This window comes from Carnobacterium alterfunditum DSM 5972, from assembly GCF_000744115.1.
GTDB classification, from domain to species: Bacteria; Bacillota; Bacilli; order Lactobacillales; family Carnobacteriaceae; genus Carnobacterium_B; species Carnobacterium_B alterfunditum.
In genome coordinates, this window is the sequence record NZ_JQLG01000003.1 from 21,813 (window position 1) to 40,693 (window position 18,881).

Annotated in this window: 20 protein-coding genes; 11 read left to right on the plus strand and 9 right to left on the minus strand. The window is 31.2% G+C overall.

Annotated elements, in window-relative coordinates:
- Positions 1-644 precede the first annotated feature (644 nt).
- From BR50_RS00545 to BR50_RS12370, 3 genes are all read left to right on the plus strand, one after another.
- The gene (locus tag BR50_RS00545) at positions 645-992 is read left to right on the plus strand and encodes a hypothetical protein (protein ID WP_034545124.1); all 348 of its coding nucleotides are present in this window, start codon (positions 645-647) and stop codon (positions 990-992) included.
- 1,219 nt (positions 993-2,211) lie between these two features.
- Positions 2,212-2,988, plus strand: coding sequence for a replication initiation protein (locus tag BR50_RS00550; RefSeq protein WP_051905691.1), 777 nt, complete (start codon positions 2,212-2,214; stop codon positions 2,986-2,988).
- A gap of 46 nt (positions 2,989-3,034) precedes the next feature.
- Positions 3,035-3,550, plus strand: a complete 516-nt coding sequence (locus BR50_RS12370) for a helix-turn-helix domain-containing protein (RefSeq protein WP_051905692.1) — start codon at positions 3,035-3,037, stop codon at positions 3,548-3,550.
- A 223-nt stretch (positions 3,551-3,773) separates the two neighbouring features.
- Here BR50_RS12370 and BR50_RS00560 read toward each other — a convergent pair whose 3' ends face one another.
- Both BR50_RS00560 and BR50_RS12850 read right to left on the minus strand, forming a co-directional pair.
- Positions 3,774-4,187, minus strand: a complete 414-nt coding sequence (locus tag BR50_RS00560) for a hypothetical protein (protein WP_034545128.1) — start codon at positions 4,185-4,187, stop codon at positions 3,774-3,776.
- A gap of 453 nt (positions 4,188-4,640) precedes the next feature.
- Positions 4,641-4,796: a hypothetical protein gene (locus BR50_RS12850; protein WP_170206171.1), complete on the minus strand. Its 156-nt coding sequence runs from the start codon at positions 4,794-4,796 to the stop codon at positions 4,641-4,643.
- A gap of 198 nt (positions 4,797-4,994) precedes the next feature.
- Here BR50_RS12850 and BR50_RS00565 point away from each other — a divergent pair, with 198 nt between their 5' ends.
- The gene (locus tag BR50_RS00565; protein WP_034545129.1) at positions 4,995-5,507 is read left to right on the plus strand and encodes a helix-turn-helix domain-containing protein; all 513 of its coding nucleotides are present in this window, start codon (positions 4,995-4,997) and stop codon (positions 5,505-5,507) included.
- On the opposite strand, the gene BR50_RS13095 is transcribed toward BR50_RS00565, so the two are convergent.
- Entirely contained in the window at positions 5,508-5,753 is a 246-nt protein-coding gene (locus BR50_RS13095; protein WP_428829194.1) for a DUF5626 family protein, read from the minus strand.
- Positions 5,754-5,981: 228 nt separating this feature from the next.
- Between BR50_RS13095 and BR50_RS00570 the strand changes: the two genes are divergently transcribed.
- Complete coding sequence (locus tag BR50_RS00570) at positions 5,982-6,713, plus strand: SDR family NAD(P)-dependent oxidoreductase (protein WP_034545130.1); 732 nt, start codon at positions 5,982-5,984, stop codon at positions 6,711-6,713.
- Positions 6,714-7,189: 476 nt separating this feature from the next.
- Here the strand turns inward: BR50_RS00570 and BR50_RS00575 are convergent, their stop codons facing one another.
- Positions 7,190-7,516, minus strand: a complete 327-nt coding sequence (locus tag BR50_RS00575; protein ID WP_034545046.1) for a DUF6075 family protein — start codon at positions 7,514-7,516, stop codon at positions 7,190-7,192.
- Between the two features lie 43 nt (positions 7,517-7,559).
- Complete coding sequence (locus tag BR50_RS00580) at positions 7,560-8,111, minus strand: tyrosine-type recombinase/integrase (protein ID WP_034545132.1); 552 nt, start codon at positions 8,109-8,111, stop codon at positions 7,560-7,562.
- A gap of 288 nt (positions 8,112-8,399) precedes the next feature.
- On the opposite strand from BR50_RS00580, the gene BR50_RS00585 reads away from it, so the two are divergent.
- The 3 genes from BR50_RS00585 (at position 8,400) to BR50_RS00595 (ending at position 10,529) form a co-directional block, all read left to right on the plus strand.
- Positions 8,400-8,843: a hypothetical protein gene (locus tag BR50_RS00585; RefSeq protein ID WP_143298392.1), complete on the plus strand. Its 444-nt coding sequence runs from the start codon at positions 8,400-8,402 to the stop codon at positions 8,841-8,843.
- Between the two features lie 233 nt (positions 8,844-9,076).
- Entirely contained in the window at positions 9,077-9,484 is a 408-nt protein-coding gene (locus BR50_RS00590; RefSeq protein ID WP_034545089.1) for a VOC family protein, read from the plus strand.
- A 508-nt stretch (positions 9,485-9,992) separates the two neighbouring features.
- Positions 9,993-10,529, plus strand: a complete 537-nt coding sequence (locus tag BR50_RS00595) for a hypothetical protein (RefSeq protein ID WP_034545091.1) — start codon at positions 9,993-9,995, stop codon at positions 10,527-10,529.
- 107 nt (positions 10,530-10,636) lie between these two features.
- Here BR50_RS00595 and BR50_RS00600 read toward each other — a convergent pair whose 3' ends face one another.
- Together BR50_RS00600 and BR50_RS12945 are read right to left on the minus strand one after the other, a co-directional pair.
- Positions 10,637-11,047 (minus strand): hypothetical protein, encoded by a 411-nt coding sequence (locus BR50_RS00600; RefSeq protein WP_034545093.1) that lies wholly within the window; start codon positions 11,045-11,047, stop codon positions 10,637-10,639.
- Positions 11,048-11,094: 47 nt separating this feature from the next.
- The gene (locus BR50_RS12945) at positions 11,095-12,897 is read right to left on the minus strand and encodes a DNA cytosine methyltransferase (RefSeq protein ID WP_081884459.1); all 1,803 of its coding nucleotides are present in this window, start codon (positions 12,895-12,897) and stop codon (positions 11,095-11,097) included.
- Between the two features lie 82 nt (positions 12,898-12,979).
- Here BR50_RS12945 and BR50_RS00610 point away from each other — a divergent pair, with 82 nt between their 5' ends.
- Both BR50_RS00610 and BR50_RS00615 read left to right on the plus strand, forming a co-directional pair.
- The gene (locus tag BR50_RS00610) at positions 12,980-14,194 is read left to right on the plus strand and encodes an HNH endonuclease signature motif containing protein (protein WP_034545095.1); all 1,215 of its coding nucleotides are present in this window, start codon (positions 12,980-12,982) and stop codon (positions 14,192-14,194) included.
- A 21-nt stretch (positions 14,195-14,215) separates the two neighbouring features.
- On the plus strand, positions 14,216-14,872 hold the full coding sequence (locus tag BR50_RS00615) for a hypothetical protein (RefSeq protein WP_034545097.1): 657 nt from the start codon (positions 14,216-14,218) through the stop codon (positions 14,870-14,872).
- A gap of 266 nt (positions 14,873-15,138) precedes the next feature.
- Here the strand turns inward: BR50_RS00615 and BR50_RS00620 are convergent, their stop codons facing one another.
- A complete protein-coding gene (locus tag BR50_RS00620; protein WP_034545099.1) occupies positions 15,139-16,455 on the minus strand; it encodes an IS1380 family transposase in 1,317 nt (438 codons plus the stop codon).
- Between the two features lie 194 nt (positions 16,456-16,649).
- Between BR50_RS00620 and BR50_RS00625 the strand changes: the two genes are divergently transcribed.
- Positions 16,650-17,006 (plus strand): hypothetical protein, encoded by a 357-nt coding sequence (locus BR50_RS00625; protein WP_034545101.1) that lies wholly within the window; start codon positions 16,650-16,652, stop codon positions 17,004-17,006.
- Positions 17,007-17,211: 205 nt separating this feature from the next.
- Here BR50_RS00625 and BR50_RS00630 read toward each other — a convergent pair whose 3' ends face one another.
- Positions 17,212-18,726, minus strand: a complete 1,515-nt coding sequence (locus BR50_RS00630) for an IS3 family transposase (protein WP_034545103.1) — start codon at positions 18,724-18,726, stop codon at positions 17,212-17,214.
- Between the last annotated feature and the right edge of the window lie 155 nt (positions 18,727-18,881).

The following is an 18,881-nucleotide window of genomic DNA, read 5'->3' on the forward strand; positions in this document are numbered from 1 at the left end:
TTATTTTTTTGATCCATGCTTTTTTATTTTTATTGTTTAAAAACACAAGCAAAAAAGCCCAAAAACCGTACACATTATGTGTACATTTTGTACACATAAGTACACTTAAAGTACACATTAAGTACACATTTGTGTACAAATGTGTACATTGAAACGCTGTAACCGTTGATACGAAGCCTTTTTGGAAAATCAAAAAAAACATCTGTTTTTGCGAATTAGGCGTCGGTTTTTTTATTTAAGATTCGTCAGGCACAGCCTGACACGTCAACGTTTTGGAGCACCGCGAAAAAACGGGCGACGTCGGAATCTCTTTATGCTCTTACCTAGAATTACCTAAAGCTCATTTTATTTCTGCTACAATTTTTTTCTGTTTTTGAACTTTCTTTTTTTTTGATTTTTTCTTCACATGAGTGGAACGAATTTTTAAAATTTCGGATCGATTTTTACCACAATAAAAATGAAATTTTTAAAACTGGATTGATCCTGTCTAACTCTTTTTTTTTTGGTTTTGGCACAACACGATTCATCATGTGCAAGTGCTCATTTTTATTTTGGGATTAGCTACAAGAAATGATTCCTCTTGTTAATTTTTATTTTTTAGTCAAAACTAAACAAGAGAACAAACTATTTTAGGAGGTTTTTTTTTGATAGATTACATAGTTTACGTTATCGCTGCATTCATTATTTTCGGGTATTTGTTTGGTATTTTTAATATCATAATGGGGAAGTATACATCTATTTTTGTACGCTATTTCACTGTGGTCCCTGTTGATCTGAATCAACTCGAAAGGCTATCTAAAAATAAACAGAAAAATTTTAACTCTTTAATTGTTTTAGGCGGAATTCTACACATTTTAATTACCCTAGTGGTGCTTAGTGTTACTTTTTCAGAAGCTGATTCAGGGATAATATTACTTTGTCTTTTTTCTTACTCTGGTAATTCTCTGTTTTTTAGTTACCGTACACGCAAACTTTTAGAGAGTAATTCTTGATTCAAGGGGCAATAGCTAAAAAGAGCTTTTAAATCATTTCTAAGCCACTTTAAACCTCAACCGACGGAAATGTGTGTCCAATGGTTTAAAAATTGTTGAACGTGCTTTTTTTACGTTTAACAGGGTCTGTTTAACTGATTAGTCCTTTATTTTTTGGTTTTTTCTGCTTTTGGGTATGTAGGGCTTGCCCTGCACGACCGAAGGGAGCACTATACTTGTTTAATTTCTAGCTAAAATAAGATTTAGAGCTTATTTATAGATTTTAAGTAGTTACCCCGTTCGTTTATTGCAAATAGAGCACAGCGACTTCTTTTGACCTTATAAACTGGTTTTTAGTTTGCGTAGCAATGTTTTTATTTTTATCTAGTAAAGGATACTGATTTTGAGAAGTAAGAGTAACGTTTTTGCAGGATAATAGTTGATCAATAATTCTAACGTAGTTAAGAGATTAAGAGTATTTACTCTTAGCTCGCTGGATCTTTTCGTTCTTTGTAGAGATGTAGTCGGTGGAATTATTTTTTTATGGAACTCATGTGGTGTATTTTGCTTGTTTTAAGCATTTTGGTGGAGTTGGGTTGTTCTTATCTGATTTGGGACGTAAAGTTTCGCCACTGGTGTAAATATGTCCATTTAAAGCGTGTTAGACTTATAGCTCTTGATTAGTTAGTAGTCTTTCAATGTACTTCTTTTATTAGGGTATTTAATTTAATCAAATATGTCGGTTGGATCGACCATTGCAGACATTTCTGTGGAACAACAAGCCATAAAATAAGAGTTAGTGACTGAAGAAAAAATGATCGAACTAAAGAATAACTAAAAGCTGATTTTTTGAAGCTTACCGGTTTCAATTGTTCGAACCGTCGAGCGTCAGAACATTAATGATTATTTGTTGTTTAGATATTGAAAGATTTTTAAAGAATAGTATATATGCTATTTCTTTATATTAGTTTTAATAAAGTTTTAAAAGAGTTTTAAAGATAAAAGAGTTTTAGATGTCTATTTTGACTTACTCCTCAAAGGGATACAGCTATAGTGCAGACGACATTTTGTCTGCACTATAGACGACATTTTGTCTTAGTAAAGACGACGTTTTGTCTGTATATAGACGACATTTTGTCTTAGTAAAGACGACATTTTGTCTGTTGAAGAACGACATATCATTTACATGTCGTCTGCGAGTGTTTATAATGAAATAAACACTCGAAAGGCGGAATATTTGTTGAATGAAATTGTAAAATATGAAAATAGTTTAAACGATGTAAGTTTTAGAAAATTCAATCCTAATGAATTAGATTTATTTTTTTCAATATGCTCAAAGTTAAAAGATAAATACTCTCAAGAAATCGAATTTAGTTTTGAACAATTAAAAGAGTTGAGCAATTATTCGCCGACATCAGTTAAACGCTTTATGAATGATCTAGATAAAACGTATACTAAAATGCTAGGTCTTACATATGGGGAACGTACAGAAACAAGAATAAAACGTTTTGTATTGTTCACAAAATTTGATATCAATGCAGATACAAAAACTGTAAAAATTGGTATTAATAATGACTTTGAATTTCTCTTAAATGACTTTGAAATGTTTACTAAATTTGAGTTAAAAGAATTTACAGAAATTAATAGTTCTTATACAAAGACGATTTACCGTAAATTAAAACAATTTAAAGGTACTGGCTTCTATACAGTCTCGATTGAAGAATTTAAACGATTATTAGATATCCCTAAAAGTTATCGTATGTATGATATAGATAGAAGAATCCTTGAAAAAAGTATTAAGGAGTTAAAACCATTCTTTAAAAGTCTCAGTTATAAAAAAGAAAAAGCTAAAAAAGGAAATAAAATTGAAAGAATTAGTTTCATTTTTGAAGAAAAAAAACAAGTACAGGTTCCATTATATGATTGGGTTAATAATAAAGAGATAGAAACACAATCTGAAAGATACAAGAGTGAAAAGTCCAAACAAGAAAAATTAAATACTAGTGTCGTTAGTTAGATTCATTTAAACTATTGTTATAACAACATTTAAGGTGGTTTTATTTATGAATAAGGATAGTAATTTTATAGAATACATATCGCCTAATATCGCTGCGAAGAAGCTAGGAATTGCAGTAACAACCTTGCGAAAATACTCTAGTTTGGTTGAAAAAACGAGCGGAAACAAGTCTTATTTCAATCGTGATAGTAATAATAGTCGATTATATACAAATAGCGACGTATCGGTTTTGAAACGGATAGTAGCGTTAAAAGTACGTCCTGATTTCTCTCTTGAAAAGTCAATAAAACAAGCATTGTCAGAAAATGACGTGTCGGACGTATCAGGTGGCGATACCCGATTTGAGAGCGCCACAACTAACGACATGCAACCGATTCAAGATGATAAAATCAGACAATATGAGTCGCTTATTAATCAACTAATTGAGAGTAACCTGAAATTATCAGATCAATTAGAAATTGCTATTGTAAAGTTGGAAACTCATGATAAAAAATTAATGGAACTAGAACAAAGTTCACCTGAGAAAATAAGCATATTTAATCGTATATTCAAAAAAAAATAATTATAATAATTTAGTATGTTTTGCCAAATAATTAAACAAAGAACTCCTACCATTTTATTATGGTAGGAGTTCTTTGTTTAATGGGTTTTATGTTAATTTAAAATTTTTACGTGTATATTAGAAAGTCATAATTCCAATAATTGCAAAAACTACCATAATTATTATTACAGCAGCTACGATTATTTTCACAGTTTTTTTTTGCATAGTATCACCTTTTTCTCTTTTAATTTTTCCAAGCAGAACCACTAATTAGGCCATTTTCCCCACCAGTAACTTTCAAATTATAAGTTCCAATTTGAACACTCAATCCTTTAAGTGGTCCAATTTTATAACTAAATGTAGCTACTCCACTATATTTTTTATTTGATATTGATCCATAAGAAGAAGTTCTTGACGTTTTTACTAAAGGATTAAGATTTCTTACTACAATACCGCTTGTAGTACCTGCTTTTAAAGCTCCTGTACTATTATAAGTATAAGTGACAGTAACTCTATAAGTAGTCCAATTTATACCGAATGAGCTTAGTGTAGATGTATGGCTAACGGTTCTTGAATTAGAGGCTGCTCTTGCTTGATATTGTTGTACTGAAGGTTTTTCTGTAATTATTTCTTCAGAAGATTCAAAAGGTTGTTTCATAGAATCAAGAAATTCCATTTGTTGATTGTAATCAAGTAGTTGAAATTCATTTAATTGTTCTAAAGCATCTTCACTTGCAGTTTCTGCATATTCGGGGTCTACTCCAGCTTTTAAAGCATCTTCTACAGAGTAATTTTTTAAATACTCACTATAATTTTCTGGATTTCTTAAAATTTCGTTTGCTTATTCTATTTCTGACAACTCTGAAGCATACACATTACCAGGAAAAGCCCACACAACAAAAGCTAGGATTGCAAAAACTAATAAAAAATTTTTCTTTTTGTTTAACATAAATTTTTTCCTCCTAAAGTATATAATAAATTAAATGATTTTTATACCTGCTATCCTCCTTAAATTGATAATAATATTATCTCGCAATTAACATATATTGATAAGAACGCAATGGTTTACATGCTAGCAACCATTAGGTGCTAACAGAGGAATAAGGTGTTTTTAATCTTCTAAATCAGACTTTCGAAGGAAACAATAGCCTAAAACAATTAAAACGTACCCAAAAATAATGTTTCCGGTAAACACAGCTAAAATAGCAACACTAAAAATAAGGATAGACAAAAATTGATAACCATTTTTTTTAGTTATTTTTTTCATTATAATATCTCCCATAACCATTCTCTTAATCTAGTAGTTCATAATCAAATTATCTATCTAATATTATAAAACGAAAAGAACGCAGTGGTTTACATCTTAGCAACCATTAGGTGCTAAAAAGCAACTAATAGCTGATAGTCAATGATCTTTACTTTCGGTATGATAGAACAAAGAGAAAAAGAAGGAGGAAAAAGATAAATAGCATTAGGAGAACGATTGAAAGAAAGTAGAGTGAATAAAGGGTACTCGCAAGGAAATGTAGCAGATCATTTACATATTTCAAGACAATCTATTTCGAAATGGGAAAATGGAAATAGTTACCCTGATTTAGATAATCTAGTAAAGTTGAGTACCTATTACGAAGTTTCGATTGACGAATTATTGAAAGAAAATCAAGAACTCAAAAAAAAAATAGAAGAAAATAAAGGTAAGATTGAAGAAAATGTTCAAAAATTAGCTTTTATTCGTGGATCAAGTGAAAAAGATGAAGGGTTAATTTTATTAGTTCTTTCTTTTTTGGGCTTTTTAATCACACCTTTAGGTTTAATTACTTCTCCTATTCTAATTTTTAGAAATAAAAAAACAAATACACTACATAAGTTCATTTACGTAGCATGTATTTGTTGTATAGCCTATAATTTATTTACCGGTTATGGAATTTTAAGTGATATTTTTAGTTGGGGAACAACTACTGTTGAGTATTTAGGGTAATTAATAAGTAATAGAAATTTTATTAGACAATAACTTTGCTCTTAAATTTATTGAAGTTGTAAATAACCCCCCCTTTTTTTTCAAGTAGTAAGTAGATTGAATAGAACTATCTAACTTTAGTTCTGCCTTTGTAAAGCTTCCTGTATAAGCCACAATAGATGGGGAGTATGCTTTTGTAATTTTATTTCCACTCACTGAAATTTGGTAGAGTGTTGTGTTTGAGTCTCTAACGATTAAATAGTATATGCAAAAGGCACGAAATCAATTCTTTTTTGGTTTCGTGCCTTTTTTGATATCTTCAAAAGTCTACATGAGATTTATGAGATCAAAAAGCTCTTACCTTGCCTCAAACGCCTATGAAAGCGTATACTAATATTAAATAGTCAGTATTTATCCTGTCACTAGTTTATAGTGGCAGAAACCAGTGACACGAACGCTTTGTTACTAAAATATCTTTTACAGGAGGAAACAAATATGTTGGATGTCAAAAACAAATGGGCACTTGTTACAGGAGCTAGTCGAGGGATCGGACGGGAGACCGCTTTAGCGATGGCCAAAAACGGTGCGAACGTCATCGTCCATAGTCGGAATCTTGCGCATACAGAATCACTGGTCGAAGAGATCAAAAAGCTTGGTGTGGACGTCTTTGCTGTCGCTGCGGAACTGTCTAATGAAGAAGAAGTCAGAAAAATGGCCGATACGGTTTTAGAAAAAACAACGGTGGACATCCTGTTCAACAATGCAGGCGTCATGTCAACGTTTCAGAACCCTCAATGGCAAGTGGATGCTAGTGAGTATGTCCGGACGTATCAGATCAACGCGATCGCTCCAATGATCCTGTTAGAGAAGTTACTGCCGGGCATGCTGGAACAAAAATTCGGACGCATCATCAACACCACCAGCGTCGTCAAGAACCAGCCGGCGCTAGGGGCTTATGTTGCGTCAAAAGCCGCGCTGGACAAACTCGCCCAGGACTACGCTGGGAGACTGAAAGCCAAAAACGTCATGATCAATTCCGTCTACCCCGGCTGGATCAAAACAGACTTGGGCGGAGAAAAAGCACCGCATGACGTGGAGACCGTTATCCCCGGAATGATCATCGGCGCCTTTGTACCCAAAGGATTCACTGGACAGTGGATCGAAGCTCAAAATTATAGCGGGAAGAGTCTTGAAGAGGCTTTGGAAATGCTTGAAGAACAAAAGTAATACAACAAGAAAATGGATTTGTAGTGACCCTAAAAGCAACTTTTTTAGGGTCATTTTATATATTTCAATTTTCTATCAAAATAATAGAAGAGTAATGAGGTTATTAGCAGAAAATCAGATATTTGAATTAAATTTTACTATGTTTTTGTGTAAGCTGATCATTAAGAGAACTCCTTTCTTATGGTTGGTTTCAGCACCTTAACCATGGCAGAAAGGGGTTCTTTTTTTATCACTTAACAGGTGGTAAGGACTTTATAATTTAAGCCTACCGTTAGGCAGTTTAAAAGGTTTAAAGGAAAAGTATGAATTATTCAGGCAGATAATGTTTTATTAATAACGACTTTTTTATTTAATCGCCTTCTAAATGACATCTTTTAGTAAGGGAAAACAACTAAACTAAAAAAGGATTATACTGTTTTTTTAAGTGGTATAATCCTTTTTTAGTTCAATAGATCAGTCTAAAAAAAGTCATATAGTTACTTATTAAATCGAATGTTAACGGCTTTCATAGCTAACTCATAATTATCATTATCAAGAAGTGAAAAAATTTCTAATGGTGTGGAGCAATCATAATTATTATATAAATTAAAAGCTAATTCGACCATTTTTCTATTTCCACTACTAAAATCGACTTTCTCAAAACAATCTGTTTTAATCCAATGTTCCTCAAAATCATACAGGTTATCAATCTTTGCATACAGCTCTTTATTTTCACTAAAAATAGTGAACAAAGCTCTCCGTTCATGATTTTCTGGGTTTGTATTATCTCTTTCGATTAGTTTATAATAGTTTTCATTTTTCATTTTATCAGCTCCTAATTTTTTTATTTCCTGATGAAATCACTAGTTAAAAACCTAAACGAAAGTTTAATAACGTTTCGCTGATTTCATCTTCATTGATTCCGATGTAGCGTTTCGTGATTTTCTCGCTGCTATGACCGAATATCTCCATCAGAGTGGCTACGTCTTTAGTTTTCTTGTAATAGTGGTAGCCAAACGTCTTACGCAGCGTGTGCGTGCCTATATCGTCTCTTCCTAGCAGTGCAGCGACTCTTTGAAACATCTGATAGACTGTATTGACTTCCAAATGACCACCTTTAGTACTTGGAAACAAATAATTCTCTGAGTCTAAGTCTTTTGTGTACGCTTGGATCAAGTCCTGCAAACTACTCAAATACAATATACGCGTTTTTCCGGTTTTCTTTTCGACAATGCGGGGATTTTTTGAGGAAATCAGGTCTTTTTTCTTTAATTTAATGATGTCTGACATACGTAAACCGCTATTAATGCCGATCAAAAACAGAAAAACATCCCGATCTGAGTTTTTATTTCGCCTCAAACAGAATAAAAAGTCGTTTATTTCTTGCTGCGTTCTTAATGGTTGGACGTTGTAACTCATTTAAAAGCCCTCTCCTCTCACAAAATCGATACATGATTTTGTTTATTATACCACATAATCGTGTATTAGAGGTCCCTATAAAAAAAGAACCCTATTGGAATAGGATTCCGGATACCCGTTTTTATACAATTTCATGTATTGAAATAAATTAATTCCATTCTGATATAATCATTAGTAAATAAGAAATATGTCATGTTTAAAAATAAAACTGGTTACTTTAGACACAATCATACTAATCCTCGGAAAAAATCTGTAGGACATTATTTTTATGGGGGAAAACGGCTTAAAATGGAAAAGAATATAAAGAAAAATATAAAAGGAAACAAATATAAACGATTATTAATTTGGGTTAGTGAATCATCTACAGTATTTTCTTTTGTTACTAGGAAGGATGTGGGGATTAGTGAGAGATCAATAAGGTTAATAGAAAGTCTTACTGAGTTTTTAGTGGACTCTTATCCAACTAATGAATGGTTATCTAATGAGATTGTAGATAGTCCAATTATTGGTCATATTTACTTTTATGAATTAAACAAAACCACAAAAAATATTTTATTAGAAGTTTCCAACTCCTTATTTGATTGGGGAGATGACGCTTTGACTGATCTACCTGAAGATGTAGCTTTTTATGATGGGAAAAAGCGTCCTGTATTGCATGTTAATGGACACGAAAACTATGCTATATTAGAGGTTTCATCATTAAAAGAATATCTCAAACTAACTTTTTTATAAAATAAAGGTTTTCTAACGAAATTAATTCCTTTGTTAAATCTTCAAATAATTTTTTAAGACTGTAAAGTAGCATTGTACAAATCAAGAACCTTAATCTGCTAAATTTCCAACGTTTTTTTAGAGTAAAATAAGGTCTTTTATCCGTAAATGACTTTAAAAATAAACTAAACACCTACAATACATGATTCTATGTAATTTCATGTATTAAAATAATAAAAAAAGGAGTGGGGTTCTTGTCAAAAGGATTGCTTCATCATATTGAACTCTATGTTTCTGATTTAAAAAAATCTACTGATTTTTGGGGATGGTTTCTTGAGGATTTAGGATATCATTCTTTTCAAAAATGGGAAAATGGACAAAGTTGGAAATTGGAAGAGACTTACATTGTGTTTGTCCAAGTAAAAGAGCCTTTTTCAGATAATTCGTACCATAGAAAAAATGTAGGGTTAAATCATTTAGCTTTTTATGCCAGTTCACGACAACACGTAGATGATATGACTCAAAAACTAACAAACAAAGGAATTCCTATTCTTTATACAAAACAACACCCATTTTCCGGAGGTGGAAATCATTACGCGGTGTACTTTGAAGATCCAGATAGGATAAAAGTAGAACTTGTAGCTCCTGAACTATCTAAATAAATATATGTACTGTCGATTTAAAGTGTACCTATAGCCTACAGTTACAAGGTCTTGTTACTATTAAGATTTTAATGTCAAATACAAGTGTCGATTAAATGATTCAATAATGACAGATAATATAAATATTTATCATTCATGTGTGTTTACCAATAAATAAAATTGAGAACTACAATTTGAAAGAATAAAAAATAGTAAAAAGCAAATAACCAAGCGGATCAACCTATAGAAGCTCTATAATTTTATACGATAAAGAGATAGTAATTGTAGAATCGTATAGACCAAAATCTTAAGACTGTTACTATAAATATCGTTCTTACTATTTTTGATAAAAAATCAACATCTTCCACGAACCAATTCTTTATTTTTTTAATCAATGTAATCATCTCCTTTTAATATAGGATAATCAAACAGTGAAGCAATTAGAAATATTTATATTTGTAAACTAGTGTATTCTTTAAGGTAATGATATAATTATTGTAATAAAATAAAGTAAGAGGGGGTCCTTAAGGTGATAGTAATAGATGAGGTTCTTAAGAAAGAAGCTTTAAAGAGAACAGAAAATAGAATGAAATATAGTTTTAGAGAAGAACCTATTTCTCAACCGGGATATAAATATAGCATGATTTTAACAGCTGTTTTAGGAGAACTAGTTTTTGAAAAATATTTGAAGAGTAAAAAAATAAACTACCAACAAATTGAGAGCTCTGATTATGCTAGATATTTTCAGATCGGAAATTTGAAGTTAGAAACTAAAACATCAGCTTATTATAACTCGAAGGGATATAATAGACTAAATCTTTTATATAATGTGCGGGAGTATGACTATAATATTGATTTTAATATTCATTACGTCGTTCAAATGTTTATAAATGGAAAGATACCGAGTAATAAATTTGATATTGACGAATGCACTATAGGTCATATAACAGGTGGAGCAGAATTTAGCAGAATTCCAGAAATTTCAAATGAAGTAAACTATGATGTCCGAAGACCATGTTATGTAGTAGATTTAGATGATCTTACTAAAGTAGATGATATATTTTAATTGTTATATCAAGATGGTATAGCAATTAGAAGCTAGTAATTAAATCTAAAAAAGAGAATCTCTATTTTTAGTAGATATTCTCCAATAACAATATAAAGTATTATTTTTTAGTTATAAGTTAGTAAGAAATTAACCAAATTTATTTCATTTATTGGATTATTTAAAACAATTTTTCCAAGATGTAACCTTTCTTTATCAGTTCCAGAAAAACTTGAAAGAAGCCAATTATGTTTTATTTTAAATGTTAAAAGAAATAAACGCTTTTCAATTTTATTTACTAAACAGATAGCATAATGTAGTTTATGAGTATTTAGGTAGTAAAATAGTTCTCTTTCCATCATGAAATTATTATTATTCCCATATATTACTACAAGATTTAGCTTATTATTAACATTAAAAATAGTAGCTTCTCTCGAGTACTCAACTTCCTTATATTTAATATTCTCTTTTTTTAATAGTTCTATAATCTTCATATTAACACCTGTTTTAATAAGCTTAATTAGCGATAAAATGCTCATTAATCCTTTCTTTCTCTATGTTAAAAAATCTATGATTTTAAAGTAACTCAGTCTGTAAGGATCTTTTTTTTTTTGTTTTCTATTCTATCTATGGCAATATTATAATATTGTTCATCAAGTTCAATTCCTATGAATTTCCTACCATGCAAAATACTGGCTACGCCTGTCGTACCAGAACCCATAAATGGATCTATAATCGTTTGGCCAGGATTTGTGTGTATTTTTATAAGGTTTTCCATTAAATTCAAAGATTTTTGAGTAGGATGTGCTGTACGTTCTTTTCCTAAAACAGTGGGAGTCTTAAATTCAGGTCTTAAATAAGGATGGTTATCTGGTTTATTAAAGATCCATTTCGAACCCTTCTTAACTCCCCAGATAGCGAATTCAGTATCTTGCACATACCGTCTATTAATATTTCTAGGCATAGGGTTACTTTTTACCCATTTAATTACATCTTTAACTATTATATTATTAGCTTCCATTGCGTCGCAAATATAGCTAATATATCGGTAAGAACAAAATATAATAAAAGATCCATCTTTAGTTAATATTGATGAATATAGTTCAATCCAAGAATATAAATCAAATTCTTTATCCCATTCTCCAAAATCAATACCCTTTCTTTTAGCATTATTCATAGTGTCAAAGTTATTTTTTTTAGAAATATTATAGGGTGGATCAGTAATTACGTGATCAACTGTTCTTTTACTATTGATAAGTTCTTCTATTACTTTATAAGCATCTCCGTTATATAATTGATATTGATCAGTAAATATTGAGCTTCTTTTACTCAATGTGTTAATTATACTTTCACCTATAGCCTTAGCCATCAAAGGGGGAACAGCGTTGCCTATTTGAGTACATATTGCCGTTTTATTACCATAGAATCTAAATGTATCTGGAAAACTTTGAATTCTAGCAGCTTCTCTAGGCGTTATTGCTCTGTTCAAAAAAGGATGTGAATTTTTTCCATTAGATGGTGTATCGAATCTAGTATCAATAGTAGGACTAGGCTTATCCCACTCAAGTCTGCTCCAAGTAGTCTTAAATTTTTGTTTCCCATGGTACTCTTTGGGAAGATATTCTTTTCCTTTCTCAGGTGGAATCATAGATAGTTTTTTTAAAGCTAATTCACTATGATTAGTAGCTATATGATTATACAATTCATAACTATCTGTTCTCATTTTTTCTTGATAAGGTGAGCGAATTTCTCTTAAGTATTGACTATTTTCTTTTCCTTCCCCAGAATTTAAGTAGTCTAAATCTGAAATGGCATCTCTAACAGTATTTGAGATATCATTTTTCAAAGGAAAATTTAAGAGTTGTTTTTTATGAGCAAGTAATATAGCTCTTTTCCTTTTTTGTGGAACACCATAGTCTGAGCTATCTAGAACCTTATAATTTAAAACATAACCAAGCTCATTAATGTGCTTTTTAATCTCTTGAATAAAGTAACCATCTGAAGCAGTAAGCATCGTTTTTACATTTTCAATAATAAATAATTCAGGTTCTAAACGTCTTACAATATCTAAATATTCTAGAAAAAGGTAATTTCTAGGATCACTTAGTCCTAACTTTTTCCCTTTATTAGAAAACCCTTGACAAGGTGGCCCACCTATAATCATATTTACATTTAAATCTTTTGCAGATGTTATGATTTCTTCCTTTAGTGTAGAATGAAGTATATCTCCACAAATAGTTTTAGCATTTGGTATATTCTTTTTTAAAGTAAGAAGAGCTGCTTCATTGAAGTCTGTTGCAAGAACTGTTTCAAATTCTTTTAATTGATCTAGTCCATAAGAAAATCCACCCGCACCAGAAAATAAATCTAGTATTTTATATTTAAACAAAAATAATCACTCCTGCATTTTTTTTGAGGTACTGAAATTATAACCCTCAAAATAATAAATAACAAGAGGAAGAGGTATATTTATGAAATTACTTAGCGATATATTGAATAGTAAAAATTTACAGACCTTAAGTTTTGTTTTCTTTAACCTATCTGATGAAACAGAGAGCGGATTCAATTTGAAAGTCTTATATAAAACTTCTAAATTTGCGAGCATAGAATTAGATAGAAAAATCGTAGAAGAGAATAATAAGTTGTTAAAGGAATATACTGGTTTATCATTTGAATTAACTGGAGAATCTTCTCATAGGGCCACTATTGATAATGATATGAGTTTAGATAGAAACTCTATTTTAAGTTTAATTAATTCGAAGATCCAGCAATTAAGATTTGTTTATACAGATAGTGATTTTGGAAGAATAATAATAAATTCATTTTTCATCCCACGTGGTAGTATAGATTTAAATCGTTCATACTACTCTGTTGACATATTAAATAAGAATATTACTGAAGACTATATTGATAATTTGTTAAGCATATTAATGTCTCTTGAAGATATTAATCAATTAAATATTAATTTTAGAGAATTACAGCCAGAATTTATAGAAGGAATAAAAAGAAATACTCAATTAAGAATTAACTTAAAATGGTTTTACAATAGATACTACAAAGATTTCAAAAAAATTAACTTATATAAAGCGAATATTTTAGAAAATAAAAAAGAAAACATATCGTTATCAACATTCAGTAAAAAGTTTTCTTCAGGATTCATTGAAAGAGCATTATTTTATAAAGAAAGAATACTTGGACAAGAATTCTTATTTAAACAACTAACTAAAGAAACACTTAATAAAAAAATTGCTGAGCTGAGAAAAGTATTAGACTTTGATCAATTAGGAACTGATAATAGCATAAATTCAAAAGAATCTAGAAATAAAGCAATTGTTAATTTGGTAACTATTTCTCAACCAGATGAATGTTTTTCTTGTAAAAATAAATATAAAATAGAGAATCGTACTTTTAAAATTCGTGATAATAGCAGATACTATTTAGAATTGCATCATGTTATATCATTTGGTGCAGATAAGTCAGGAGATGTATTGGAGAATTTAGTTAAACTTTGCCCGTCTTGTCATAGAGCTTTAACACCTAATCGTGCTGAAGAATCCTATCAGAAAAAGATCATTACTGATATTTTAAATAATAGTTCTGAATCTAAAAAATATGTTTCTAACTTTGTTAAAGATTCAAGTAATATAGATCACTTAGTAGATTTTGTATATTCTAATCTGAAGTAGATAGTAAAGGAGCTACAAGCCATGGCTAATACTTATAACGATAATAAAAATAAGGTTACAGAATTAATGGCAATTCATCTGTTAAATAATTTAAATATAGCAGTCGAAAAAAATAATCAAATAGATTATAGCAGTGTAGATTTATTAGTGAAAGATGATATTAAAATAGATGTACAATACTCAGAAAGTCTTAGTAGTTATGGCGACTTAAGAGTCGATTTCATCTCAGCGTACAAATTTATAGATGGAATAAGTATTAATCATAAAGATCAGCTAGATATTTTTTCTGAATTTGAAAAGATAAATAATGTAAAAATAGCAAAAAAAGGAAAGCATTTTATTCCGGATTATTTGGATTATTTGATAGTATTTTTTTATAACAATAAATTAAATATTAGTGAATTCGATGAGAATAAATCAACTCTCATACAAGATAAAATTGTACCAGACTATACTTTAGTAATTAAATCAGATGATTTAAAAAATCATATACTAAGTAATCATGCTTACTATTCAAATAAGATAATTAAGAATACTAAAAATAAGCTGCCTGATCAACATGGTTCAGCATTTATACCTGTAAAGTTAGAACTATTAAGAGAGTCTAATATTGGATTTATTTATGAGAAACTGGATGTTGATGAAATCCAAATAAAAGACTACTTAAATCTTTTCTAGTTCATTTTGTTTCAACTTATTTAATAAAATAATACTCATAAACGTATAAATATGAGTGTTAGAATTATTCCTGAATGATTCATACTTTTAAGAAAATTAATAATTGGTGCATTTTTCACTTCTTTCAGATCATTAGTTTGATAGGTTTACTTATTTTACTTAAAATTTCCAAGTCACTCATTTTTTTGTCAGAAAATTAAGATTTTTAGGCATACTAATCCCTTGAAATTAGCCTTTTTTTTAAACTATTCCATTAGGTGTGAGTGCTACTGCCATTTGAAATGCTGAATATTCCGCAAGATTTTATGGAATAGTTCATAGTAAACGTGATAGGAACTGAGTTTTAAAAAGGTTTTTCGTCCAGAATGAACAAGTTTACCCGCTACTTTAAATAAGAGCAAACGAATAGTTGAAACTTGAAAACCTTTGGTTTCTTTCGTAAAACAAAGAGTACGCATAAAATTGACGATGTTGTAAGCTAGTACACTCACCATCATACGTGCATGATTTTCTAAAAAACGAGGACTGTCGGTTTTATCGAAATAAAATCCATTTTTGGCCTCTTTAATGTAATTTTCCATGGTGCCTCTTTTAGAATAGGTTTGAAAGGCCGCTTCTGCAGAAAGGTTCTCTGATAAATTGGTTATGATAAATTCATGTCGAGCAATCAATTCGGTTGCTTCGCGCGTAGATTTAATACAAATTCTTCGTGGATGTGTCCAGCTCTTCGCTTGATAGAGTGTAGAAGCGTAATGAACTTCTTTTTTATCCCAATCCTGCTGGTCATCTATCGATACAAATTGCTCAGCGATTTTTCCTAGGTTACGATTCGATTTCAATCGAATAACATAAAAATTTTGACGTTTTTCACACAGTTCATATAATTCAGGAGTTGCAAAACCACTATCTGCACGCACTAGAATAGAACATACAGGTACGGTTTCTTGGTAATGGTCAAAAAGTGGCCGGACAAAATCTGCAACACCATTGGATGTGTACACATTACCAGAACGAAGTTCTGCTTTCAAAAAGTCGCCGGTCAGGCCTTCAAAGGCAACAAGTGGATGATAGCCATTCGTTTGGTAATGGGCATTATAATCCGATTTCTCCTGATTGCCAAAGGTATCCGAATGTGTTGAGTCTAGATCAAAAATCATTTCAGTTGTATTACGAGCAGTACGTACTTTATCAATCAGGATTTGATTGACTTCTTGTAATTGGGAAATGTTTTCCTGACTTAACCGATCCCATAAACGAGAAATAGAGGGTTGTGAAGCGAGTTGCTCTTTAGCTAATAGGCTCTGGAAAATGGGATCTTTTGATAAAACGTCAGCCAAGGAATCCGTTTGATATCCAGCAATCAATTGAAAAAGAATTTGTTCAATAATTGAATGATTAGCATGGTTATAGTAAAGTCGATCATCGTTAATAGTGAGGGTTTGTTTCAAAATGTTAGAGAAATTAATGGTGTGCATGAATTCCTTAACTAAAATCAATCCGGAATCTGAGGATAAATTACCCCCAGAGTGAGATACCGTAATGTTTGAATTGAAAAGTAAACGATTTTCATGTAAAGTTGCCATAGAGAGAACCCCTTTCTTTGGTTATGTTTAGTCGCTTTAACCATAGCAGATTGGGGTTCTTTTTGCACACCCAAAGGGTGCTGATAAAATTAACTCAAACTAGCGTTAGAACAGTTTTTCCAGAGCGTTTCAGAAAAAGTATGAATTATTCAGGTTATTAAATGATAATAAATAGCATAGGAGGATATTTTAAAATGTCTTATGCAATAAAAATAGAAATAAAAAATAATTTAGTTATCTCGCGGACATTTGAGTGGAACGATTTAAGAGATATAATTATTATTGAAAAATATTTAGACGTAGATTCAGCAGATGTTAGATCATTAACAGATTCTATTGATGCTTGGGTAGATGATAAAGGGCTACTGAAAAAAGGAAACCTTTTGATTAGCTTAATCGTTAATGGAGAGAATCTTATATTTTCTAAAGAAATATTACTTTTAGGTTTAGATTATGAAACAGGAAAAACAAGAGGATTAAATAAAGAAGAGTTAAAATGGATAAAACATAATTTGTTTATATTAGATGATCCAATAGGCATAATAAAATAAACAAATAACTGGTATATATTATTAGGGAGCAATGAAATGAACGTTAAGAAATATATGCTTTCCTTTTTGATTGCTACTTCTCTTTTGCTAGGAGGTTGTAGTCCCACAGCAGACGCTATTGTTCTTCAAGATGATACGACAGAACCTGTTGTGTTTTGCAAGAACTTTGCACATAAGAGGGGATGCGGATGTTTTCTTGGACTGTTTAAGCAGCTAATCCTAAACTTCGTCTATACTGAAGAGGACTTATTCCACCTAATGACATTTTGATTCTCTTTTCATTATACCAATGAATATAATGGTCTAGACGTTCCATGAATTCGTCTATGCTGATGTCCTTCCAGGATACCCCGTAAAACCATTCATTCTTCAAGCGCCCAAAGAAGCCTTCACAGGCAGAATTGTCTGGAGAACAACCTTTCTTGGACATGGATTGTGTCAAACCGGAGGTTTTTATTCGCTCTATCCATCCTGGCCATCGGTAATGCGCGCCACGATCAGAATGAATAATTGGATGCTCATTAACTCCTAGTGTTTCTGCAGCGTTATCGAACATTGTATTGACTAACTTTGCGTTCGGTTCAGTACTAATTGTCCAACTTACGACTGCTCCGTCAAAACAGTCAATAATAGGTGACAAATAGACCTTTCCAGCAGGCATGCGAAATTCTGTAATATCAGTCAGCCATTTCATATTCGGCTTTTCTGCCTTAAAATTTCGTTGCAAAAGATTTGGGGCTGCTTGTGTAATCTCGCCAGCATAAGAACTATATTTCTTTTTCCGCGCTATTCTAACAGAAAGATTTTCTTCTCTCATCAGCCTTCTAACAACCTTTTCTGACAATAGGACACCCTTATTTTTCATTTCTGCATGCAGTCTACGGTAGCCATATCTTGCATCGTTTTCATTGAAAATCTCTGTTAGTAAAAGACGTTTTTCTTCATATTTATCTGTCAAAGTTAATTGATTTCTGTGATAAAAATAACTGCTTTTTGGTAGCTCTAATTGTTGAAATAAGCTCTTTAAAGGAAAATTGGTACGTAAGGCATTAACCAAAATAGTCTTTTCTCTATTTGTTAAGTTTATTGGATTAATGCCTGTTTCTTTTTTTATTAGAACAGCTGCTCTTTCAAGAATCTCTTTTTCCATTCGTAACTGGTAGACTTGTTTTTGCAGATCATCGACTTCTGAATTCAGTGTATCTACCGTTTGTTCAATAGGTTGTTTTAGCATGGTTAGAGGAAAATCCCTTCCGACTAAATCACTTTTCCAGTCATAGAGCGTCTTTCTACCAACACCTGTCTGTTCTGCGATTTTTTTGGCAGAAGTATTTCGGCTAAAGAGCCTGATTACAGCCTCTTTTTTCTGCTCTTGCGTATAGTTTAGCGCACTCCGTCGAATTTTACGAGCTTCTGGGGCTAATTCTTCACACCATTGTCTTAATGTTTCCCTGCCTGGATAGCCAAGCATTCGAACTGTCCGAGAATAATTCCGACCATATTCAAAGTAATGCTCAACAGCTATCTTTTTTTCTTTTAGAGTAAATTTAGTACCTCTAATAGATGAATCACGAAGTTCTCCATTTTCACAATATTCCTGATGCCAATTATATAAAGCTTTTGGAGAAGGGTATCCAAGTTTTTGAATAGTAGCTGCTAGTGAGTGTTCATATTTTATATATAATTTTACGGCTTTCAATCGTTCCTCATGAGAGTACATTAACATCCTCCTGACTCAATTTGAGTCCAAGTATTTGTCCGCATCTCCTAGTGGTAATTCATAGTGGCGGATATCATCTACGTACCAAACAGCAAGATTAGGTTATGATTACTTGAAAATAGCCTTGATTTAACGAGGTTCTAGATACATATTTT